This is a genomic window from Streptomyces sp. NPDC093510, from assembly GCF_040683555.1.
Lineage (GTDB): Bacteria > Actinomycetota > Actinomycetes > Streptomycetales > Streptomycetaceae > Streptomyces.
Window position 1 is genome coordinate 1 of sequence record NZ_JBFBEE010000028.1, and the last position, 21,198, is coordinate 21,198.

Sequence of the window (21,198 nt, forward strand, 5' to 3'; positions counted from 1 at the left end):
TCGTCCCCCGCATCCGGCACCGAGTCGCCCCTGGAAGAGGCCCCCTCAGCGACGCCGGGCAAGGTGGACAAGTCAGGGGCGCGGGGAACTGCGCGACAAGCCCCCGCCGGGCCGCAGGTGACGAACGACCCGACCGTCAGCCCTGCGGAGCCCACCCCATGACCGTCGACTGGTCGTGGATAGCCGACCACACCGACGACCTCACCACCCTCACCCTCTCCCACCTCCAGGCCGCCCTGACAGCCGTAGCGCTGGGGCTACTGATCTCGCTCCCGCTCGCCGTCCTCGCACACCGCGTCCGCCCCCTGCGAGGACTCCTCCTCGGGCTCTCGAACGTCCTGTTCACGATCCCGTCCATCGCCGTCTTCGTCCTGCTCCTGCCGGTCAGCGGGCTCACCCGCACCACCACCGTCATCGGCCTGACGATCTACACGCTCGTCGTGCTCCTGCGGAACACCGTCGAGGGCCTGGACTCCGTCCCGGCGAAGACGAAGGAAGCGGCGAAGGCCATGGGCACCCGGCCCCTGCGCACCCTCCTCACCGTCGAACTCCCCCTCGCCCTCCCCGTGATCATGGCGGGCGTGCGGATCGCGACGGTCATGTCGATCTCCCTCGTCTCCGTGGCGACGTACATCGGCGACGGCGGTCTCGGACAGCTCTTCACGGACGGCTTCCAGCGCAACTTCCCCACCCCGGTGATCGTCGGCGTGGTCCTGACGCTGCTCCTCGCGCTCGTCGCGGACGCGCTGCTCGTCACCCTCCAGTACGTCCTGACGCCGTGGACCCGACGACGCCGCGGGAGCGCCTGACATGTACGAACTCTTCAAGGACCTCGGCGCCTGGCTGGTCAGCGGCGAGCAGTGGACCGGGCCCGACGGCATCGGGCACCGCCTCGCCGAACACCTCCAGTACTCGCTGGTCGCGACACTCGTCGCGGCCGCCATCGCGCTGCCGCTCGGCCTGCTCATCGGGCACACCGGGCGCGGCGCCTTCGTCGCCATCAACCTGGCCTCCTTCGGCCGGGCGCTGCCCACCGTCGGACTCGTCGTCCTGGTCTTCCTGGCCAGCGGGCTGTCGATGTGGCCCGTCTACATCGCGCTCGTCGCGCTCGCGGTCCCGTCCATCGTCACCAATACCTACGCGGGCATGACCGCCGTCGACCCCGAGGTGCGGGACGCGGCGCGCGGCCAGGGCATGCGCGCCCACCAGGTCCTGTTCCAGGTCGAGTTGCCGCTCGCGCTGCCGCTGATCATGACCGGGCTGCGGCTCGCCCTGATCCAGGTCGTCGCGACGGCCACCATCGCCGCGTACGTCTCCTTCGGCGGCCTCGGCCGGTACGTGTTCGACGGGCTCGCCCAGCGCGACCTGGTGCAGGTGCTCGGCGGCGCCGTGCTCGTGGCCCTCGTCGCCGTCGTACTCGATCTGGCGCTCTCCGGCCTTCAGCGCGCCCTCTTCCGCCACCGTCCCGCCCCGCAGGCATAGGAGCAACACCAGATGCCATCCATGAACCGCAGAACCCTCCTCGGCGGACTCCTCGCCACCGCCTCCGTCCCCGCGCTCGCCGCCTGCAGCGGCGGCATCACCTCCCTGGACGGGGGAGGTTCCGGCGGCGGAGGCGGTGGCTCCAGCAAGGGCGGCGTCACCATCGGCACCGCCAACTTCACCGAGAACCAGGTGCTCGGGTACCTCTACGCCGCCGCTCTCCGGGCGGCCGGCGTGAAGGCGGACGTCCGGCCCAACCTCGGCACCCGCGAGATCCTCATCCCCGCCCTCAAGGGCGGCGACATCGACCTCCTGCCCGAGTACCAGGGCGCCCTCCTGCACTACCTGGACCCCAAGGCGGAGGCCACCGAGGAGGGCGAGATGCAGAACGCCCTCGCCATGCGCCTCCCGCGCGGCCTGCAGATCCTCCCGTACGGGCGGGCCGAGGACTCCGACGCGTTCGTCGTCACGCGCGACACCGCGAAGGAGTACGGACTCAAGTCCCTCGCCGACCTCGCGAAGCACAACGGCAAGCTGGTCATCGGCGCCGCCGCCGAGGTGAAGAAGCGCACGGTGGGCGTGGTCGGCCTCAAGGACGTCTACGGAGTCGAGTTCAAGGAGTTCAAGTCCCTCGACTCGTCCGGGCCGCTGGTGAAGGGCGCGCTGCGCAAGGGCGACGTCGACGTCGCGAACCTCTTCACCACCGACACCGACATCGCCGCCGAGAAGTGGGTCGTCCTCACCGACCCCAAGAACCTCGTCCCCGGCCAGCACATCGTGCCGCTCATAGCCGACCGCAAGGCCGACTCGACGGTCCGCAAGGCGCTCGCCCGCCTGGGCGCCCTCCTGACGACCGCACAGCTCACCGAGCTCAACCGCCTGGTGGACAAGGACAAGAAGGACCCGGAGGACGTCGCCGACGACTGGGCGTCCCGCCACGGACTGACGGAGAAGTCCGCATAACCGAAGGGGGATCCGATCGGCATGGCAGCTGAAGACCTGGTGGAGCGGCGCTCCATCGACGTCGTCCCCGACGACGAACGGCACGGCACCGCGTTCAGTCAGTTCACGCTCTGGCTCGGCGCCAATCTGCAGATCACCGCGGTCGTGACGGGCGCGCTCGCCGTCGTCTTCGGCGGCGACGTGGTGTGGTCGCTCGTCGGCCTCGTCCTCGGCAATCTGCTGGGCGGCGCGGTGATGGCGCTGCACTCGGCGCAGGGCCCCAAACTGGGTCTGCCCCAGATGATCCAGTCCCGCGCCCAGTTCGGCGTGAAGGGCGCGGTCGTCCCACTGCTCCTCGTCATCCTCATGTACGTCGGGTTCTTCGCGAGCGGCAGCGTCCTCGCCGGACAGGCCACCGCCGAGCTGACGCACACGAACGACACGACGGGCATCATCCTGTTCGCCGCCGTCACCGCGGTCATGGCGGCGGTCGGCTACCGCGTCATCCACGCGCTCGGCCGGGTGGCGAGCGTGATCTGCGCGCTCGCGTTCGTCTACCTCGGCATCCGGCTGGTCGACCGCGTGGACGTCGGCGCGCTGTTCGGCGACGCGCACTTCGACCTGCCGATGTTCCTGCTCGCCGTCTCCCTCTCGGCGTCCTGGCAGCTCGCCTTCGGCCCGTACGTGGCGGACTACTCGCGCTATCTGCCGCGTACGACCTCGGGGAAGGCCACCTTCTGGTGGACGCTGTCGGGTTCGGCGATCGGCTCGCAGTGGTCCATGACGTTCGGGGTCCTGGTGGCGGCGAGCGCGGGGGACGCCTTCCTCGCCAACCAGGTCGGCTACGTCGTCGGCCTCGGCGGCACCGGCCTGATCGCCTCCTTCCTGTACTTCGTGATCGCGCTCGGCAAGCTGACCATCAACGTGCTCAACACCTACGGCGGCTTCATGTCGATGGTCACGAGCATCAGCGGTTTCCGCGGCCAGAAGGTCCTCGGGGCGCGCGGACGGGCCGCGTACATCGCCGTGATCATGGTGGCGGGCACGGCGGTCGCCCTGCTCGGCAAGGACAGCTTCCTGGCGTCCTTCAAGGACTTCCTGCTGTTCCTGCTGACCTTCTTCACGCCCTGGTCGGCGATCAACCTGGTCGACTACTACCTGATCTCCCGCGAGCGGTACGACATCCCCGCCCTCTTCGACCCGCACGGCCGCTACGGCGCCTGGCGCTGGGACGCGCTGCTCGTCTACGGCGTGGGGCTCCTCGCCCAGCTGCCGTTCCTCGTCACACACTTTTACACGGGCCCGCTCGTCGACCCGCTGGGCGGCGCCGACATCTCGTGGATCGTGGGGCTCGTGGTGCCCGCGGTGCTGTACTGGGCGCTGGCCAGGCGGAACCCGCCCGTCCCTGGGGGTGGGCCCCGCGCGGAAAGGGGGGTTAGCCCCACCGCGGACGACACCACCGGCGCCGTAACGTGAACGACTATGGAAGCCCGTGACGCCGAACTCAAGAAGGAACTCGACGCCACTCTGCATGCCCGCAGAGAGCTCGGCGAAGAGTACGACGCCGCCTTGGTCGACTCGTTCCTCGGCAAGATCGAGCAGCGCCTGGACGGCACGATCGACCGCAGGATGCGCCGCCACCTGGCCGAACAGCAGATGGTCGTCGCCCGCGGCGCCCGCTCGCCCGGCAGCCCCGTCGACTCCTGGAGCGAGCGCTTCGGCTTCGGCGTCATCTCGCTGGTCCTCGCGATCCCGCTCTCCGCGATCGCCTCGGCCAGCGCGGGCCTCACCGGCCTCTTCGTCTCCTGGGTCGGCATCCTGGGCGTGAACGCGGTGCACTCGCTGCGCGGGACGTCTTTCGGGCGGCGGCGCGACGAACGCCCGTCGGAGTGGGACGACTGAGCTCCGCCCCCGCCCCCGCCTACGCCTACGCCTACGCCTACGCCTACGCCTGACGCGTGGGCAGCACGATCAGCTGCCGCAGGTTGACGTGCCGGGGGCGGCTCGTCGTGTACGCGATGAGATCCGCGACGTCCTCCGACGCCAGCGAGCCGACCTCGCCGAACATGCCCTCCAGCTGCCCGCTCAGCTCCTCGTTGTCGATGTGCCCGCGCAGCTCGGTGTCCGTGAAGCCCGGCTCGATGTTGGTGACGCGCACATCGCGCGGGCCGAACTCGGTGCGCAGGCACTCCGACAGATACGTCAGCGCGGCCTTCGTCGCCCCGTACACCGCGTAGTTCGTGAACGGGATGTGCGCGCCGATCGACGAGATGTTGACCAGGTCCGCCGTGCCGCCCTCCTCGGCGACCGCGGTCAGATCCGGCGTGAAGGCCCGGATGATCCGCAGCGCGCCCGCCACGTTCGTGTCCAGCATGCGCTGCCACTCGTCGGTCCGGCCCTCCGTGACCGGGTTCGCGAGCATGACGCCCGCCGAGTTCACCACCAGGTCCACGCGTCCGTAGGCCGCCGCGACCCGCTCGGCGGCGGCGTCCACCGACGCCTGGTCGGTGACATCGGCGGTGACGGCGAGGGCCCGGCCGCCGTCCGCCCCGATCCTTGCGGCCAACTCGTCGAGCCGCTCAGCCCGCCGGGCGAGGAGGACGACCCTCGCCCCCTGCGCGGCGAGCAGCCGGGCCGTGGCCGCGCCGATACCGCTGGCGGCACCGGTGACGAGGGCGGTGCGCTGCGCGAGTGCGTAGTAAGTCACAGGTTCTCTCCTGATCCCTGATTTCGGGTCCCTGATTTCTGGGCCCTGATTTCTGGGCCTTGATTTCGGGTCCCTGATCCGGCCCCGGTCCTCCCGGCGCCGGGAACTCACTCTGCGCGGGCCGCTCCCCGCCACCCAGGGCTGTGCTTTTCCTGGGTCCGGCAGTACCAGGCTCACTGCCGGCCGCCGCCCTAGGATCGGGCGCATGGACGGCGACCTCGGAGACTTCCTGCGCTCACGGCGCGCCGCATACAGCCCGCCGACGTGGGCCTCACCTCGTACGGCCGGCGCCGCGTGCCGGGGCTGCGGCGCGAGGAGGTCGCGCAGCTGGCGGGCGTGAGCGTGGACTACTACATCCGCCTCGAACAGGGCCGCGGCCCCTCCGTGTCCGACGCCGTGCTCGACGCGATCGCCCGCGTGCTGCATCTGGACGACACCGAGCACGCCTACCTGCGCGCCGTGGCCCGGCCCGGGACCCGAGCCCGCCGGGCCAGGAGCGGCACGGAGCAGCGGGTCCGCCCCGGGCTGCGGCTCCTGCTCGACACGATCGACCGGGCGCCGGCGTTCGTCTTCGGCCGCCGCATGGACGTCCTCGCCTGGAACGCCCTCGCCGACGCCCTCAACGGCTTCTCCCTCCTCACCCCCGCCGAGCGCAACATTCCCCGGCAGGTCTTCCTCGAAGGGCCGGGGCGCGACTGCTATCCGGAGTGGGAGTCGGTGGCCGCGGAGACGGTCGCGTATCTGCGCCTGGACGCAGCGCGGTACCCGTCCGACGCGGAACTCTGCGCGCTGGTCGGCGAGTTGTCCGTCAAGAGCGAGGACTTCCGCCGCCTGTGGGCGGACCACCAGGTCAAGGAGAAGACCCACGGCGTGAAGCGGATGAGCCACCCGGTGGTGGGCGACCTGACCCTCCCCTACGAAACCCTGACCCTGCCCGGCGACCCCGACCAACTCCTGGTCGTCTACACGCCGGAGCCCGACTCGGTGAGCGCGGACCGCCTGTCACTCCTGGGCAGCTGGACAGCGCCCCCTCGGGCCGCGCGGCCCTGAGCGGAACGGGTTTCGTCCACGCTGCGGGCCGGTGGGGGCTGACCGCGCAGTTCCCCGCGCCCCTGAGCAGCCCACCCTGCCGCCCCGCCGAAGGTGCCGTTCCAGGGGCGCGAGGAACTGCGCGCCCAGCCACCGCGATCCCGCAGAAAGAACACGAGGCACGCCCCCCAGGGGCGCGAGGAACTGCGCGACCAGCCACCGCGAGCCCGCAGAGAAGACACGAGGCACACCCCCCCCAGGGGCGCGGGGAACTGCGCGCCCAGCCCCCACCGGCCCGCAGAAAGAACACGAGGCAGAAGGCGCGACGGAGAAGGCACGAGGTAGACCCCTGCGTCATCGCGGGGACCGCCGCACCCCCGGGTAACCCAGGGGGCGGGACGACGGCGATCCCCGCGAGGGACGCGGGCCGGGTCAGGCCGGACCACGTCCGGGCGTCCGCGGATCCGGGAGCCGCTCCGGAAGTCCTCGACGCCGACAACCACCAATGTGCCGGAGCCGTGTTAAGCGTGTGCTGCGCGCACATGACGCGCTCGTACCGCTTCCGCGAAGTTCACCCGCGCACCCGCGCACCCGCCCCACCGCCGTTCACCTCACTACTGCGCCTGCTGCTCCGCGAGGAACGCGAGGAGGTCCTGACGGCTCACCACACCGGTCGGCTTGCCCTCGACCAGGACGATCGCCGCGTCCGCGCCGCCGAGCACCGACATCAGGTCCGCGACCGGCTCACCGGAGCCGACCTGCGGCAGCGGGTCCGACATGTGCTTCTCCAGCGGGTCGGAGAGCGAGGCGCGCTGCGTGAAGAGCGCGTCGAGCAGCTCCCGCTCCACGACCGAGCCGATGACCTCGGCGGCCATCACGTCGGGGTGGCCCGCGCCCGGCTTGACGATCGGCATCTGCGAGACGCCGTACTCGCGAAGGACCTCGATCGCCTCCCCGACCGTCTCCTCGGGGTGCATGTGGACCAGCGAGGGCAGCTCGCCGCCCTCCTTGCGGCTCAGCACGTCGCTGACGCGCGGCTGGTCGCCGGCCTCCTCCAAGAAGCCGTAGTCGTTCATCCACTCGTCGCTGAAGATCTTGCTCATGTAGCCGCGCCCGCTGTCCGGGAGCAGGACGACCACGACGTCGTCCGGGCCGAGCCGCTCCGCGACCCGCAGCGCCGCCACGACGGCCATGCCGCAGGAGCCGCCGACGAGCAGCCCCTCCTCCTTGGCGAGGCGCCGGGTCATCTGGAAGGAGTCCTTGTCGGACACGGCGATGATCTCGTCGGTGACGTTGCGGTCGTACGCCGTCGGCCAGAAGTCCTCACCGACGCCCTCGACGAGGTAGGGCCGCCCGGAGCCGCCGGAGTACACGGACCCCTCGGGGTCGGCGCCGACGACGGTGACCGCGCCCTTCGAGATCTCCTTCAGGTATCCGCCGGTCCCGGAGATGGTGCCGCCGGTCCCGATGCCCGTCACGAAATGGGTGATCTTCCCCTCCGTCTGCTCCCACAGCTCGGGGCCGGTCGAGTGGTAGTGGGAGAGGGGGTTGTTCGGGTTGCTGTACTGGTCGGGCTTCCAGGCACCGGGCGTCTCGCGTACGAGCCGGTCGGAGACGTTGTAGTACGAATCCGGGTGCTCGGGGTCGACGGCGGTCGGGCAGACGACCACATCGGCGCCGTACGCGCGCAGCACGTTGATCTTGTCGAGGGACACCTTGTCGGGGCAGACGAAGATGCACTTGTAGCCCTTCTGCTGGGCCACGATGGCGAGACCGACCCCGGTGTTGCCGGAGGTGGGCTCGACGATGGTGCCGCCGGGCTTCAGCTCCCCGCTCTGCTCGGCCGCCTCGATCATGCGCAGCGCGATGCGGTCCTTCACGGATCCGCCGGGGTTGAAGTACTCGACCTTGGCCAGGACGGTCGCCTGGATGCCCGCGGTCACATTGTTGAGCCTCACGAGCGGGGTGTTGCCGACGAGGCTGATCATCGAGTCGTGGAATTGCACCGTTGTCTCCGGGCTGCGATGTAGTGCGACGAATTGGTGCGGTCAGCCTAAGGGTCCGTCTCATCCGTTCACCTCCGCTCGCGATTGGCCGACCGTGCTTACGGGGCAATGAGTGGATGTACGGCCGTACGAACCGGTACGGCACGAGGAGGTGGCTGCAGGGCATGTCGAGGGCGAGGGTGGCACGGCGGATCGCCGCGGGCGCGGCGTACGGCGGAGGAGGCATCGGGCTGCTCGGGGCCGCCACGGTGGGCGTCGTGCTCGCCGAGGTGCAACTGGCGAAGCGGAACGTGGGCAACGGCGGGCCGGCCGATCCACCGCGGGCCGACGGCCGCTACGGCGGGCCGTTCGTCGGCCCCGCCGGTTCCGACTCCCCCGAACCGGTACGGTTCGCGATGCTCGGGGACTCCACGGCCGCGGGACAGGGTGTGCACCGGGCGAGGCAGACTCCGGCGGCGCTGCTCGCCTCCGGGCTCGCTGCGGTCGCCGAGCTCCCCGTCGACCTGCGGAACGTGGCGCTGCCCGGCGCCCAGTCGGACGACCTGGACCGGCAGGTGACGCTGATCCTCTCGGACCCGGAGTGGGTGCCGGACGTCTGCGTCGTCATGATCGGCGCGAACGACGTGACGCACCGGATGCCGCCGACCCGCTCGGTGCGGCATCTCTCCGCCGCGGTGCGCAGGCTCCGTACGGCCGGTGCGGAGGTCGTCGTCGGCACCTGCCCCGACCTGGGCACGGTCGAGAATGTCTACCAGCCCCTGCGGTGGATGGCCCGGCGCGTCTCGCGGCAGCTGGCCGCGGCGCAGACGATCGGGGTGGTGGAGCAGGGCGGGCGGACGGTGTCGCTGGGTGATCTGCTCGGTCCCGAGTTCGCGGCGCACCCGCGGGAACTGTTCGGCCCCGACCGCTACCACCCCTCCGCGGAGGGGTACGCGACGGCGGCGATGGCGGTCCTTCCCACGCTGTGCGCGGCGCTGGGCCTGTGGCCCGAGGAGGAGCGTCCCGACGTCTCGCGGCGCGAGGGCTTCCTGCCGGTGGCAAGGGCGGCGGCTCAGGCGGCGTCGGAGGGCGGCACGGAAGTCACGGCGGCGATGCCGACAGGCCCCCGCGGCCCGTGGGCCCTCCTCAAACGCCGACGCCGCCGCCGCATCCACACCCCGGAGCCGTCCCCCCTTCCCCACTGATCCTCCGGCTCCGAAATGGCGCGTCCGGTACGGCGGGCCGCCTTGTGCCCAACGGGTCGAGCTGCGCAAGAGGCGGGAGGAGCGGCCCCTCCTGCCCCCCGTAGCCCGACCCGTGCCCGAATTTGCTCTCCGAGACGGCCACCCGCTTCTCACCTCATAGCGGTGAGCGACGCATACGAGCCAAGAGTGAGCAAAAGCGTTTCAAACTCCCCCGTTATGCGCCGATTTACGCCCTCCCCCGGCGACCCTGCCGCTGGTGTCCCCCACCCCTCCTGGATAGCTTGGTTCACTCCAGAGAACCCTCTCCCCCTCAGGAGCTGACCGTGAACCGCCGCCCCACCCTGCTCGCAGCGGCCGCCATGACTGCTGCAGCGGTCCTCCTGCTCTCGGCGTGCGGAGGGAGTGACGGCGACTCCAAGGACAACAAGATCGCGGGCGCTGACTCGGACTCAGGTGGCAAGAAGAAGGAGTCGCCGTCTCCGAAGGCGTCTGATGACGGGCTCGACCGCCCGGAGATCAAGCTGCCGAAGGACGTGAAGAACGTCTTTGAGGGGGGCAAGACCGGGGATCCGAAGAAGGATGCGGTGCTTGCCGACAACGAGCGTCGGATCAACTCGATCGATGAAGCGATCACGGTCGACGCGAAGACGCACCCGGCACTGAAGTTCTACTCCTCCGGCGAAGCCCTGCTCACGGCTGCTGACTACATCCAGAGCTTCAGCAAGGAGGGCAAGAGCTTCATCGGGACCACCCGCTACTACGACCGTCAGGTCACCTTCCTCAAGGAAGGCGTCGCAGCGGTTGCGTACTGCCAAGACAGCACCAAGACGTACCCCAAGGACCTCAAGACCGGAAAGGTCGACCGGTCCATCCCGGAGTCGGCGGACGATTACGGCTTCTACAACACACGGTTGAAGAAGAACGCCAAGGGTGTCTGGCAGACAGAATCTGTCACGTATGTCGAAGAGGCGACCAAGAAGTGCATGAAGTGACTCGGCTGCGTCCGAGCCACTGGGTGATCACCTCCCTGGCCTTCACCATCGCTTCGACTCCCTGCGCCGCGTACGCCGGCGGAGGCAAGACCACGGGTGAGCGGAAGGAGGCGCAGCAGACCACGGCCACCCGCCAGGACAAGAACCTCGGCGTAGAGACGAAGGTCCGGACGACGGTCGAAGGCAGTCCCAAGTCGGCGAAGACCGGCACGCTCACCCCCGCCAACAGCGACTGGGATCCGCCCGCTTGCTGGTACGAACCGGCGTACACCCCGAAGGGGATCCAGGCCACGGTCAAGGCGATCCGGCAGATCGAAGTCCTCAGCATCGGTGAGTTTGTCGGCGGGATCTTTGATTCGTACTTCAAGGAGGGCCACCCCTACAAGAACTACAACCTCGACAAGCAGGGCGAGGGTCAGTTCTGGGCGGCGGCGGTCGACGAGAAGCGCAAGGACGAACCAGCGGCCCAGGCCTGCGACAGGCTGCCGTTCTGGGTGCCCAAGGGCGAGCCGCCCAAAGAGCCGCTCGCGGTTTCCCCCAGAATCCTCGCCGAATACGCCTACGGCCAGATCACGGTCCCCGACACGGAGATCGAGATGGCACCCGAGGGCGAGACGAAGGTCAATCTGCCGACCTGGGTGTGGTTGGACAAGGCCAGGTTCAAGAAGATCTCGGTGACCGCGAGCCTGCCCGGGACGGGCCTCTCCGCGACGACGACCGCCGAGCCCGTCTCCCTGAAGCTCGCCCCGGGGACTGCGGATGCCGAGACGTACCCGTCATCCGGCGAGTGCCCGATCGGGAACGACGGCCGGATCGGCAAGCCCCGTGCCAAGGGCACCCCGGGGGACACGGACCCGCCGTGCGGCGTGCGCTATCTGCGCTCTTCCGGCGACGCCCCGTACGAACTCGGGGCCACCATCACCTGGCGGGTGACCTGGAAGAGCACCACTGAACCAGGCGGCGAACTGCCACCCGGTGAGTTCGGTACGACGCAGGACGTCGTCGTACGCGAGATCCAGTCCGTCAACCGCTGACCACGACCCCGACCACGACGACCACACAGGGAATCCGGACACCGACATGAGCGACCTTCGCCTCGACGGGACGGTCTTCGAGGACCTCAAGAAGACCTTCTCCTCGGTCAGCGACCGCATGGACGCCGCGCGCAGAACCCTCAAGAACACCGACGGCTCGGTCGTCGGGGCCGGGAAACTCATCGAGGACGTGCACGAGTTCGCCGACGAATGGGGTTACGGCGTCAAGCAGCTCGGCAAGCACACCGAGGGCGCCGTCAAGATGATCAACAAGATCGACGAGGAGTTCAGCAAACTGGACCAGGCCCTCGCCGAATCTCTCAAGTCCGCCAAGAAGAAGAGCAAGTAGCGTGAGCGGCACCAAGCGCCCCGCGCTCCCGAACATAGGCTGGGACCCCACCCCCGGCAGCGTCGAGGACACCCGCGACTTGGCGAAGAAACTCGGCGGACTCGCGGGTGAACTGGGCGCCGCGGTCCGGGACCTGGAACGCATCGAGTGCGGCGCCTGGAAGGGCAAGGCGGCACTCGCGTTCACCGAGTACATCGGCGAGGACGTCACCCCGCTCATCCGCAAGAGCCACGAATCCTTCGACAAGGCGTCGCGCGCGCTGCACCGGTGGGCCAGGGAACTCAAGGACTTCCAGGACGAGGCCGACCGCCTCGAGAAGAAGGCCGGGGAGAAACTCGACGCCCGCTCGGAGGCGAAGCCCGACAGCAAGGAGTCGGCCAAGGCGTCGGGCGACGTCGACGGGGTCATCGCCCAGGTCCGCGACCTGGAGGACCGCTACGCCAAGGCGGCCGGAGCGATCAGCAAGGAACTCGACAAGGCGGGCGACATCGCCCCGGACGAGCCCGGCTTCTGGGACAAGCTCACCAAGGGCGTCAAGGACGCCTGGGACGCCACGGGCAAGTGGCTCAAGGACCACGCCGACCTGATCAAACTCATCGGCGACCTCCTGAGCGACCTGACGGCGGTCCTGGCCCTCCTGGCCATCGTCACGCTCCCCTTCCCGCCACTGTCCGCGGTCTTCGGCACGGCAGCACTCATCACGAGCGGCCTCGCGCTGGGGGCTCATGGGCTCGCCAAGATGGGCGGGGCAGATGTGAGTTGGGTACAGATGGGGCTCGATGCGATGGGGCTCATTCCTGGGATCGGAGCGTTCAGCAAGGGGGTCAAGGTGATCGGCAAGGGACCAGCCGCCACCAAGGCCCTCGCGCTCGGCAAGGGGTTCGAGTCGACCAGGATCGGGACCTCTCGCCTGCTGCTGGCCACCAAGGAAGAGGCGACGAAGGTCACAGGTGGGATCCCACTACTGCCCAACAAAGTGGTACTCGGCGGCACGGCCAAGAATGTCTACGAGGTCGCACATGCGACCAGTGGCACGATGACGCGCATGGGAGGCATCGCCAACATGGGCTATCACTCAGGCCAGTGGATCGGCTCAAAGGGAGCCAACATGATCCCGGGAGTGAACATCGATCCGTTGAAAGCCGGTATCGCCATGGACGCGGGGCTGAAGATCTTCCCCAAGGTCACAAGCATTCATCAGCACGTGGGAGACGCTCTCTTCCCTGGAGACCAATTCGAGAAATCGGCCTCCGGTAACTGAGCGTCCGACTCGGAGTGCCAGGGCATGTGAATGACGAGTACGTATGACAAAGGACCTGAATCAAGCGCAGGAAGACAGACATGCATATCTGGCAGCCTGAACTCGGCGAGACCCTTCTGGCTCGCACTCCGGTCAGCTTCGCGACGGGCGAAGCCATGCCTGTCTCCGGCATGCGCTGGTTCCGTGATACCGAGCGCAACGACATCCAGAACGAGCTTCCGGGCTGGCCGGAAGGCCCCATATACACGGCTCGTTCGGCGGGCAACTCACTTGCGCGGAATATCGGCAAAGGCGGGGTCCTCGCCTTGGGCGCCGTCATCATGGGCGTCCTCACCGGTGGCGGAGGCAGTGGACCTTCCTCCGCCAAAGCCGGCACGGAGAGGCCCACGGATCGCGCCGACGAAGTCGAGGACTTCCCCGTCATGTGGGCTGCTCCTGGCACCATCGCCCGTACTCTGCCCTGGCAGCTGGACCCGGCCCGCGCTCCCGACAAGGAGCACTACCGCACGCATGCAATCGTCACTGACCGTCGTATCGTCATCGTTGGCCTTCCTGTTCTGAAAAAGGACAGGAAGGTGATTGAGGACGAAGTTCTGTGGCAAATCCCTCGGTCGGCCATCAGCAAGGTTGAGCCGCGGAATTTCCATCAGGAAAGCGACGTCAAGATTCTCTTCACCGATGGCTCTTGGTGCAGGCTGCGGGCCCTCTCGCGGCCGGAACTCACCCGGCACCTGATCCGCCCGCCTGAACTGATCCCACTGGGTTCCCTGTCGCCGGAACAGCTGAGCACCGTCGACGACTTCCTCATGTCAGCACAGACCGAGGCACCGGATGCAGGGCCCCCCATCATCACTCGTCGCTCTTGTGGTCACTACAGGGTCGAGATCCTGCCGCTGAGCAGATACGACTCGTTCTTCGGCGCCTCGGAACTCGAAATAATCATGGACTCCTCAGGCGTCGAGGTTGAAGTCACAGCGCAGCACCCAGATGACTTCTGAATGCAGCACCAAGCTCCCGGCGCTCCCCAACTGGTTTGGTTCCGGGGCCAGTCGGCAAAGCGAAGGCTTGCTCCGGCCCAACCGGACCAGGCCTTCGCCACGTAGGAGATGCACGCATATGGACATCTGGCTCACCGACCCGGGCGAGAAGTTCCTCGCCCGGGGTCCTGTCACATTCGCCACCGGCGCCGCCATGCGCGTGAAAGGCAAACGCTGGTTCCGTGACACCGAGCGCAATGACATCCAGGGGGAGCTTCCGGGCTGGCCCGAACGGCCTGTCGACACTCAGCATTCCGTGAGCGGCTCACTCGCGCGGAAAGCCGGGAAGGGCGCCGTTCTCGGGCTTGGTGTCGCCGTCATGGCCGCTCTCAGCGCCGCCGGCGGCAATATCAGCGGCAACTCCGGTCCTGACTTCGGTTCCGACACTCCGGACGATCCCGCCAACGAGGTCGAGGACTTCCCCGTCATGTGGGCTGCTCCCGGCACGCTCGCCCGCACCCTGCCCTGGCAGCTGGACCCGGGGCGCTCGGACCACAAGCGGTACCGCACACATGCGATCGTGACCGACCGCCGGTTGGTCATCGTGGGCTTTCCCTTTTCCAAGAAGGACGAGTCGCGGATCGAGGACGAAGTCCTCTGGAAGGTCCCACGGTCCGCGATCGAAGCGGTCGAGCGCCGCAACTTCAAATCCGGAAACGATGTACGGATCGTGTTCACGGACGGTTCTTGGTGCAGGCTGCGCTCCCTCTCCCAGCACAGACTCACCTGGCCTCTGATCGCACCCCGCGACTACATCCCCCTGGAATCGCTCACGTCGGCCCAGCGGGCCTCCGTCGAAGCCTTCGCCGCCGCCAGACACCCGGACGTCGAGCCTCCGCTGGTGATGCGAAACGCCTGCGGCTGCTACCGGGTCCTCGTGGTGGACCAGCTCACGGTCGACGCGGACTTCGGTACCACTGAATGGGACATGACCATGGATGCCAACGGTGTGGAGGTCGAGCCGGTCGCGTACCACCCAGAAGACTTCGCCAGCTGATTCACCTGTTCCCGCACCCGAACCTGAAGCCGACCAGGACAGTTCCCATGACTTCCCCCACCGTCAGCCAAGACCCCCCGCCCATATGGTTCCTCGTCCCTGAGGGCTTCTTCGCTCTCCCCGTGGCCGCCACTCCCGAAGAACGCGCCGAGCACTCCAAGTCCTTCGTACGACAGCTCTACTCCCGAGGCGACGACAGCATCTGGGAGCCCGCCGCCCCCTACTACGCGGCGATGGCCGAGCTCATGGCGGACACGGGTGTCTCGTATTCGGCGCTGGGCCTCTTCTCCACGGCGGACCAGGGAGAGGACGGGGGCGTGACCCGGAGCGAACCCGCCGACGGGGTCGCCCAATGTGCCCTGACCGTTGCGGCCGTCCCGACCGACCAGGCCGATGTCGACACCGACGTCGTCGCCCAAGGCATCCTCGCCGTCCTGTCCAGCGACCCCTACAACGACGCCCGCTGGCTCGACCTGCCGTGCGGGCCCTCCGTATCGTCCATCGCGCTGAAGAAGTACACGCTCTCCCCGGAAGTGACGGCCGATGGCGAGGCGACGGATCTTCTCACCGGACAGATACAGGTCCACATCCCCTTCCCCACAGGCCCGTTCACCGCGATCTTCACGCTCCACACCGCATCCACGGACTACTGGGCCGAGTTCTGCGACATCATGTCGGCGATCCTCCGGACGGTTTCCTTCACCGAGATCCCGGAGTGACCTCGGCCCACAGCAACTTCCCCACCCGCCCCGTCCCCATGGCATAGGAACGGATCGGAGTCCCACACGGCCACGCGGATCCCCTCCGGGGAGGAGGAGCGGAGGCGGACACAGTCCACCTCGACCAGTCACACGGCCCCACGTTCCTCGACGCCGAGGCTCAGTTGGAGATGTACCGCGTACTCCTCGACCGAATCGAATCCATCGCCCTCAACGTCACGAGGTCACGCGACCTCATCCACAACCTCATCCGCGACCTGTAAAGGGAACTCCATGCTTGCCCCCGCGCACGAGTGGCAGAAGTCGTCCTACTGCGGGCAGGGCGACTCATGCGTCCACGTCACAGCGACAGCGACCGGCACAGTCAAACTCACCGAAAGCAGCGACCCCACCCGAGCGATACTCAGCACGTCCCTCGAGGCATTCTCGGCCTTCATCCGCAACACCAAGCGGCCCGCAGGCGCCGAACCGGCCTGACAGGGGCGTGGAGGCATGTGCGCCCGGAGCACGGCGAGCCATGCTCCGGGCCACCCGGCCCAGGGGCGCGGGGAACTGCGCGACCAGCCCCACCGGCCCGCAGCGGGAAACGCAACCAGACGCAACCCCAACGCAACCCCCTTACGCGCGGGGCCCCGCGGCCTGAGCGCCCGCTTAGAAATGCGTCCGGCGTCACACCCCCTACCCGATGACCCACAGCAATACGTGCAGGTAACTTCCCAGTGAGTCCGAGTTCCGAGTCCGTCCCGCCCCCTCGCCACTGGAGCGTTCTGATGCCCGAAGCCGTGATCGTCTCTGCTGCCCGCACTCCGATCGGCCGCGCCTTCAAGGGCTCGCTGAAGGATCTGCGTCCGGACGACCTGACCGCCACCATCATCGAGGCCGCCCTCGCCAAGGTGCCGGAGCTCGACCCCAAGGACATCGACGACCTGATGCTCGGCTGTGGCCTGCCCGGTGGCGAGCAGGGGCACAACCTGGGCCGCATCGTGGCCGTGCAGATGGGCATGGACCACCTCCCGGGCTGCACCGTCACCCGGTACTGCTCCTCCTCCCTCCAGACCTCCCGTATGGCCCTGCACGCCATCAAGGCGGGCGAGGGTGACGTCTTCATCTCCGCGGGTGTGGAAATGGTGTCGCGGAGCGTGAAGGGGACCAGCGACGGGCTGCCCGACACCCACAATCCCCTCTTCGCCGACGCCGAGGCCCGCACCGCGGCCGTCGCCCAGACCGAGGGCTCCACCTGGCACGACCCGCGCGAGGACGGCCTCATTCCGGACGCGTACATCGCGATGGGCCAGACCGCCGAGAACCTGGCCCGCTCCAAGGGCGTCACCCGCCAGGACATGGACGAGTTCGGCGTCCGCTCGCAGAACCTCGCCGAGGAGGCCATCAAGAACGGCTTCTGGGAGCGGGAGATCACCCCGGTCACCACCCCCGACGGCACCGTCGTCAGCAAGGACGACGGCCCGCGCGCGGGCGTGACCATGGAGGGCGTGCAGGGCCTGAAGCCGGTCTTCCGCCCCGACGGACTCGTCACCGCCGGCAACTGCTGCCCGCTGAACGACGGCGCCGCCGCCCTCGTGATCATGAGCGACACCAAGGCCCGCGAGCTCGGCCTGACCCCGCTCGCCCGCATCGTCTCCACCGGCGTCACCGGCCTCTCCCCCGAGATCATGGGCCTCGGCCCGGTCGAGGCGAGCAAGCAGGCCCTGCGGCGTGCGGGCCTCACCATCGACGACATCGACCTCGTGGAGATCAACGAGGCCTTCGCCGCCCAGGTGATCCCCTCCTACCGCGACCTGAACATCCCCCTCGACAAGCTGAACGTGAATGGTGGCGCCATCGCCGTCGGGCACCCCTTCGGCATGACCGGCGCCCGCATCACCGGCACGCTCATCAACTCTCTCCAGTTCCACGACAAGCAGTTCGGTCTGGAGACGATGTGCGTGGGCGGCGGCCAGGGCATGGCGATGGTCATCGAGCGCCTCAGCTGAGGGATTTCGGCCCGCACGGGGCCGAATCCGCTGACACACGGTTCACAGTGCTGACGCTCCGTCGCTGCATCACTTCGTGACCCAATCTCCCCCAGGATGTGACCTATCTCCTGGGGGAGGTGCATATGACCAGCTCAGAGCACATCCGCTGAGGTACACCGGGCCTAAAGACCTGTCCAGTTCGTGACGTAATGCACTGACAGGTGGATCGTGCAGGCTTCAAGCTGATGTAGGAAGTCGGGGGTCGACTTGAAACCGGGAGTACGTCAGTGAGCGCCTTGCCTCTTGCCCTGCTGCTCTCCACGGCCGCTGCCACGGCCGTGGGTGTCGCTGCCCTGCACGCGGTGCACGGCCTGCGCAAGCAGCTCGCCGAGATCACAGCCCTGCACAACGAACTGGCCGAGAGCCGTGCCACGAGCGGAGCGCACCCCACGGTGCCGGCCGCCCGCAGCACGGTGGACACCGACGAGATACGCGCGGCCGTGTCCGAGGCGCTCGCCGAGGAGCGGGAGCGCGAGCTCGCCGAGGCGCGGGCCTTCTGGGCCGCCCAGGAAGCCCGCGAGGGCTCCGAGGGGCCCTCGCTCCTGAGCGGGCTGCCCGGCATTCCTGACGGCATCGCCGACGAGCTGTTCCTGCCGCGCCAGGCCGACTTCGCGGGCCTGGAGTCGGACAGCCTGGAGCCGGTGACCGAGCCCTTCGCCGACCCGGCGGGCACCGACGAGTTCGCCGGGGACTCCCCGGAGCTGGCCGCCGCCCGCCGCCGGCACCCCTCGCACCCGGACTTCGTGCCGGTGCAGACGCCGGTGCACCGGGCCGACGGCGAGCACGGGGCCCACGGCGAGCACGGCGACCACGAGCGCACGGTGGAGTGCCTGGAGGAGCTGGCGGCCGCCCGCACCGCCCTCTCCGACGTCCGCCCCGGCCCGCTGGGCACCCTGGACGTGTACGTCTTCGCGGACGGTACGACGCTGTGCATGACGCCCGGCCACCGCGAGACCGCGGAGCTCCTCGCCACGGCCCTGCGCGAGGGCCGCACGCCGTTCCTGCTCGGCGGCTCCGGCATCTCCGGCGCGTACGCCCTCACCTTCGAGTGCGGCACCGAGAACATCTACATCCTGGCCGACCGCGTCATCGCGTCCGTCTGAGCCACCGAAGCGGGTCCTGGGCCCGAGCTACGGGTCCTAGACCCCGGCCCGCTTCTGCGCCTCCTCCACGAGCCGCAGGACCCGTTCCAGCTCCTCCGCGTCCGTCAGGACGAGGGCCAGGTCGCGGCCCGCGACGGTGATCTGGTCGGCGGCGGCGAACATCCCCGCGTCCGGCATCTCCCGCGGTCGGGCCTCCGGCTCCTCGATGCGTTGGGCGAGTATCGCCAACTCCCTGGCCAGAGCGAGCGCTTCGGTCGCCGCTCCGCGCTGGAGCCGGCTCTGCGGAGCGGCCCGCAGGCGGTCGGCGAAATGGTCCACTGCGGCCGTCAAAGGCGTCGTATCGAGCACCCCGCGACCCTATGCGCCTTTCCGGGACTGTTGCCAACGCCCCCGCGCTCAGGCACGGTGTCGTGAAGGACGGAACACATCGCGACGCGTCCGGAGGCGCCGATGTCCCAAGTCTTCTCCGAGGAGACCCACCGCAACCTGCTCGCCCGAATCCCCCAATGCACCGGTCGTGAAGTCTCCGACTGGCTCCGTGCCGTGGACGAAGGACCCTCTCTCTTCCGCTTCGAGGAGAAGGTCAGCTGGCTCCGCGCCGAACACAACCTCGCGTACGGCCACGCGAAGGCGATCATCCACGAGTACGACCTCAGGCGGGCTGCCCGCAAATTCCTCTGACCCCCCACCCACACGGCGAAGGGCCCGCGGACCGTCTCCGGTCCGCGGGCCCTTCGGTTCAGCTGTCAGGCGCTGTCAGCCGTCTCAGTCGTTGCCCGAGAAGATCGCGATCAGGCGCAGGAACTCCATGTAGATCCAGACGAGCGTCATCGTCAGACCGAACGCGGCGAGCCAGGCCTCTTCCTTCGGGGCCCCGTACGCGATGCCATCCTCGACCTGCTTGAAGTCCAGAGCCAGGAAGCAGGCGCCGAGCAGGATGCCGACGATGCCGAACACGATGCCGAGACCACCGCTGCGGAAGCCCAGACCGTCACCGCCGCCGAAGACCATGAACAGCAGGTTCACGGCGGTCAGCAGCAGGAAGCCCATCGCCGCGGCCATCACGAAGCCGTAGAAGCGGCGGTTGACGCGGATCCAGCCCGCCTTGTACGCCACGAGGACGCCGATGAAGACGGCCATCGTGCCGAGCACGGCCTGCATGGCCGCGCCGCTCGCGATGCGGTTGTCGACGACGCTGGAGACGACGCCGAGGAAGACACCCTCCAGCGCCGCATACGTCATGATCAGCGCGGGCGAGGCCTTGCGCTTGAAGGCCTGCACGAGGCCGAGCACCATCGCGATGAGGCCGGCGCCGATCGCGATGCCGTACGACTTGCTGATGTTGGCGTCGTCCACCGGCAGCAGCGCCCAGGCGAGCGCGGCCGTGACCACGAGCGTGCCGAGCGTGGTCGCCGTGCGCATGACGACGTCGTCCATCGTCATGCGTCCTGCGGTGGTTACGGGCGCCTGGGGCGCGCCGTGCTGCAGGTCCTGCTGGGCGTACGGATTGGTGGCGTAGGGATTGCCCGCCGGGGCCTGCTGGCCACCTGCGTACGGATTGCCCTGCGCGTACGGGTTGCCCTGCTGGGTCTGGGTCGCGGCTGCGGGTCCCCCGGCCTGCGGCTGCGCGCCGAAGCCGGCGTAGCCGTTGTCGCGGCTGAACCCCCGTCGCGAGAAGACCGGGTTACTGCTCCTCATTTCACTCCTCCATGGCCACCGTGTGTGGCTTTGCCTCAAGAGTAATGCGTAGGCAAAGGGATGGGCCTAGTGCTTGGGGAGGATCTTTCCCTCTCTGTGACGGAGAACGCTCGACACGGGCCGTACTGTTCCCGGATCGGTACGGTTCCGCCGCTCGGGTGACCGCGAGGCGGAGAGGGTGGTGCCACCGGCACCTTCACACAGCAGCGGATGTGCCCGGAGCCGGACTCGAACCGGCACGCCCCCGAGGGGCAGCGAGGTTTAAGCTCGCCGTGTCTGCATTCCACCATCCGGGCAGGCCATGGGGCTCCGCGTCGAGGCTTCGACCCTATCGGGAGGCATCCCCCGAACAGCGGAAGGACAGCCCGATGTTGTCTTATTTTATTGACGTCTGAGGGTGCATCAGCCGCTGTCACGGTCCGTCGGTACATGCCGGAGGCCTGTCCCCGGGTCCGGCCGGGCTCGTGGCCCTCTGCACGGAATGACGGAATTTAGCCGCCCCGACGTTCCAGGTCCCGCTTTTTCCTCCTTTCCGCATCAGGGACGCCTGTCATCCCCAGGTATGACAGGCCGCGCTCAAGTCCGACTGGAGAGGGCCCCCGGAACCGGAACAGCGGCTGACTAC

22 protein-coding genes, 1 tRNA gene and 1 pseudogene are annotated in these 21,198 nt (G+C 68.6%); 19 read left to right on the top strand and 5 right to left on the bottom strand.

Annotation, left to right across the window (positions count from 1 at the left end):
* The first annotated feature begins 158 nt into the window (after positions 1 to 158).
* From AB0N81_RS33810 to AB0N81_RS33830, 5 genes are read left to right on the top strand one after another with little or no spacing between them, the layout of a single operon-like run.
* On the top strand, positions 159 to 809 hold the full coding sequence (locus tag AB0N81_RS33810; protein WP_365365196.1) for an ABC transporter permease: 651 nt from the start codon (positions 159 to 161) through the stop codon (positions 807 to 809).
* Between the two features lies 1 nt (position 810).
* Positions 811 to 1,482 (top strand): ABC transporter permease, encoded by a 672-nt coding sequence (locus AB0N81_RS33815; protein ID WP_365365198.1) that lies wholly within the window; start codon positions 811 to 813, stop codon positions 1,480 to 1,482.
* Between the two features lie 21 nt (positions 1,483 to 1,503).
* Positions 1,504 to 2,445: an ABC transporter substrate-binding protein gene (locus AB0N81_RS33820; protein WP_365365200.1), complete on the top strand. Its 942-nt coding sequence runs from the start codon at positions 1,504 to 1,506 to the stop codon at positions 2,443 to 2,445.
* Positions 2,446 to 2,466: 21 nt separating this feature from the next.
* Positions 2,467 to 3,900 carry a cytosine permease gene (locus tag AB0N81_RS33825; RefSeq protein ID WP_365365202.1) on the top strand — a complete coding sequence of 478 codons (1,434 nt, stop codon included), beginning with the start codon at positions 2,467 to 2,469 and terminating at the stop codon, positions 3,898 to 3,900.
* 6 nt (positions 3,901 to 3,906) lie between these two features.
* Complete coding sequence (locus AB0N81_RS33830) at positions 3,907 to 4,326, top strand: hypothetical protein (protein WP_365365204.1); 420 nt, start codon at positions 3,907 to 3,909, stop codon at positions 4,324 to 4,326.
* Between the two features lie 43 nt (positions 4,327 to 4,369).
* Here the strand turns inward: AB0N81_RS33830 and AB0N81_RS33835 are convergent, their stop codons facing one another.
* On the bottom strand, positions 4,370 to 5,131 hold the full coding sequence (locus tag AB0N81_RS33835; protein WP_365365206.1) for an SDR family oxidoreductase: 762 nt from the start codon (positions 5,129 to 5,131) through the stop codon (positions 4,370 to 4,372).
* 205 nt (positions 5,132 to 5,336) lie between these two features.
* Between AB0N81_RS33835 and AB0N81_RS33840 the strand changes: the two are divergent.
* Positions 5,337 to 6,181: pseudogene (locus AB0N81_RS33840) on the top strand (helix-turn-helix transcriptional regulator).
* 593 nt (positions 6,182 to 6,774) lie between these two features.
* Here the strand turns inward: AB0N81_RS33840 and AB0N81_RS33845 are convergent.
* Positions 6,775 to 8,166, bottom strand: coding sequence for a cystathionine beta-synthase (locus AB0N81_RS33845; RefSeq protein ID WP_365365208.1), 1,392 nt, complete (start codon positions 8,164 to 8,166; stop codon positions 6,775 to 6,777).
* 164 nt (positions 8,167 to 8,330) lie between these two features.
* Here AB0N81_RS33845 and AB0N81_RS33850 point away from each other — a divergent pair, with 164 nt between their 5' ends.
* The 12 genes from AB0N81_RS33850 (at position 8,331) to AB0N81_RS33905 (ending at position 18,875) form a co-directional block, all read left to right on the top strand.
* Positions 8,331 to 9,350, top strand: a complete 1,020-nt coding sequence (locus AB0N81_RS33850) for an SGNH/GDSL hydrolase family protein (RefSeq protein WP_365365210.1) — start codon at positions 8,331 to 8,333, stop codon at positions 9,348 to 9,350.
* A gap of 323 nt (positions 9,351 to 9,673) precedes the next feature.
* On the top strand, positions 9,674 to 10,342 hold the full coding sequence (locus AB0N81_RS33855; RefSeq protein WP_365365212.1) for a hypothetical protein: 669 nt from the start codon (positions 9,674 to 9,676) through the stop codon (positions 10,340 to 10,342).
* On the top strand, positions 10,339 to 11,376 hold the full coding sequence (locus AB0N81_RS33860; RefSeq protein ID WP_365365214.1) for a hypothetical protein: 1,038 nt from the start codon (positions 10,339 to 10,341) through the stop codon (positions 11,374 to 11,376). The genes AB0N81_RS33855 and AB0N81_RS33860 overlap by 4 nt, the downstream gene beginning before the upstream one ends.
* A 46-nt stretch (positions 11,377 to 11,422) precedes the next feature.
* Entirely contained in the window at positions 11,423 to 11,725 is a 303-nt protein-coding gene (locus tag AB0N81_RS33865; RefSeq protein WP_365365216.1) for a hypothetical protein, read from the top strand.
* A gap of 1 nt (position 11,726) precedes the next feature.
* Positions 11,727 to 12,986 carry an enoyl-CoA hydratase/isomerase family protein gene (locus AB0N81_RS33870; protein ID WP_365365218.1) on the top strand — a complete coding sequence of 420 codons (1,260 nt, stop codon included), beginning with the start codon at positions 11,727 to 11,729 and terminating at the stop codon, positions 12,984 to 12,986.
* 80 nt (positions 12,987 to 13,066) lie between these two features.
* The gene (locus tag AB0N81_RS33875; RefSeq protein ID WP_365365220.1) at positions 13,067 to 13,984 is read left to right on the top strand and encodes a hypothetical protein; all 918 of its coding nucleotides are present in this window, start codon (positions 13,067 to 13,069) and stop codon (positions 13,982 to 13,984) included.
* Between the two features lie 118 nt (positions 13,985 to 14,102).
* The gene (locus tag AB0N81_RS33880) at positions 14,103 to 15,020 is read left to right on the top strand and encodes a hypothetical protein (protein WP_365365222.1); all 918 of its coding nucleotides are present in this window, start codon (positions 14,103 to 14,105) and stop codon (positions 15,018 to 15,020) included.
* 122 nt (positions 15,021 to 15,142) lie between these two features.
* Positions 15,143 to 15,739, top strand: coding sequence for a hypothetical protein (locus tag AB0N81_RS33885; RefSeq protein ID WP_365365224.1), 597 nt, complete (start codon positions 15,143 to 15,145; stop codon positions 15,737 to 15,739).
* Between the two features lie 53 nt (positions 15,740 to 15,792).
* Complete coding sequence (locus tag AB0N81_RS33890) at positions 15,793 to 16,002, top strand: Scr1 family TA system antitoxin-like transcriptional regulator (protein WP_365365393.1); 210 nt, start codon at positions 15,793 to 15,795, stop codon at positions 16,000 to 16,002.
* A 10-nt stretch (positions 16,003 to 16,012) separates the two neighbouring features.
* On the top strand, positions 16,013 to 16,216 hold the full coding sequence (locus AB0N81_RS33895) for a DUF397 domain-containing protein (RefSeq protein WP_365365226.1): 204 nt from the start codon (positions 16,013 to 16,015) through the stop codon (positions 16,214 to 16,216).
* A 293-nt stretch (positions 16,217 to 16,509) separates the two neighbouring features.
* Positions 16,510 to 17,730, top strand: coding sequence for an acetyl-CoA C-acetyltransferase (locus AB0N81_RS33900; protein WP_365365228.1), 1,221 nt, complete (start codon positions 16,510 to 16,512; stop codon positions 17,728 to 17,730).
* A gap of 269 nt (positions 17,731 to 17,999) precedes the next feature.
* The gene (locus tag AB0N81_RS33905; RefSeq protein ID WP_365365230.1) at positions 18,000 to 18,875 is read left to right on the top strand and encodes a hypothetical protein; all 876 of its coding nucleotides are present in this window, start codon (positions 18,000 to 18,002) and stop codon (positions 18,873 to 18,875) included.
* Positions 18,876 to 18,911: 36 nt separating this feature from the next.
* Here the strand turns inward: AB0N81_RS33905 and AB0N81_RS33910 are convergent, their stop codons facing one another.
* A complete protein-coding gene (locus AB0N81_RS33910; protein WP_365365232.1) occupies positions 18,912 to 19,223 on the bottom strand; it encodes a hypothetical protein in 312 nt (103 codons plus the stop codon).
* A 102-nt stretch (positions 19,224 to 19,325) separates the two neighbouring features.
* Between AB0N81_RS33910 and AB0N81_RS33915 the strand changes: the two genes are divergently transcribed.
* Entirely contained in the window at positions 19,326 to 19,556 is a 231-nt protein-coding gene (locus AB0N81_RS33915) for a DUF4287 domain-containing protein (RefSeq protein ID WP_125513198.1), read from the top strand.
* Positions 19,557 to 19,640: 84 nt separating this feature from the next.
* On the opposite strand, the gene AB0N81_RS33920 is transcribed toward AB0N81_RS33915, so the two are convergent.
* Together AB0N81_RS33920 and AB0N81_RS33925 are read right to left on the bottom strand one after the other, a co-directional pair.
* Positions 19,641 to 20,573, bottom strand: coding sequence for a Bax inhibitor-1/YccA family protein (locus AB0N81_RS33920; protein WP_365365234.1), 933 nt, complete (start codon positions 20,571 to 20,573; stop codon positions 19,641 to 19,643).
* A gap of 213 nt (positions 20,574 to 20,786) precedes the next feature.
* Positions 20,787 to 20,869 (bottom strand) — tRNA-Leu (locus AB0N81_RS33925).
* Between the last annotated feature and the right edge of the window lie 329 nt (positions 20,870 to 21,198).

Coding starts and splice junctions, on each gene's coding strand:
- AB0N81_RS33810 (WP_365365196.1), top strand. CDS start 159: ATGACCGTCGACTGGTCGTGGATAGCCGACCACACCGACGACCTCACC.
- AB0N81_RS33815 (WP_365365198.1), top strand. CDS start 811: ATGTACGAACTCTTCAAGGACCTCGGCGCCTGGCTGGTCAGCGGCGAG.
- AB0N81_RS33820 (WP_365365200.1), top strand. CDS start 1,504: ATGAACCGCAGAACCCTCCTCGGCGGACTCCTCGCCACCGCCTCCGTC.
- AB0N81_RS33825 (WP_365365202.1), top strand. CDS start 2,467: ATGGCAGCTGAAGACCTGGTGGAGCGGCGCTCCATCGACGTCGTCCCC.
- AB0N81_RS33830 (WP_365365204.1), top strand. CDS start 3,907: ATGGAAGCCCGTGACGCCGAACTCAAGAAGGAACTCGACGCCACTCTG.
- AB0N81_RS33850 (WP_365365210.1), top strand. CDS start 8,331: ATGTCGAGGGCGAGGGTGGCACGGCGGATCGCCGCGGGCGCGGCGTAC.
- AB0N81_RS33865 (WP_365365216.1), top strand. CDS start 11,423: ATGAGCGACCTTCGCCTCGACGGGACGGTCTTCGAGGACCTCAAGAAG.
- AB0N81_RS33875 (WP_365365220.1), top strand. CDS start 13,067: ATGCATATCTGGCAGCCTGAACTCGGCGAGACCCTTCTGGCTCGCACT.
- AB0N81_RS33880 (WP_365365222.1), top strand. CDS start 14,103: ATGGACATCTGGCTCACCGACCCGGGCGAGAAGTTCCTCGCCCGGGGT.
- AB0N81_RS33895 (WP_365365226.1), top strand. CDS start 16,013: ATGCTTGCCCCCGCGCACGAGTGGCAGAAGTCGTCCTACTGCGGGCAG.
- AB0N81_RS33900 (WP_365365228.1), top strand. CDS start 16,510: ATGCCCGAAGCCGTGATCGTCTCTGCTGCCCGCACTCCGATCGGCCGC.
- AB0N81_RS33915 (WP_125513198.1), top strand. CDS start 19,326: ATGTCCCAAGTCTTCTCCGAGGAGACCCACCGCAACCTGCTCGCCCGA.
- AB0N81_RS33920 (WP_365365234.1), bottom strand. CDS start 20,573: ATGAGGAGCAGTAACCCGGTCTTCTCGCGACGGGGGTTCAGCCGCGAC.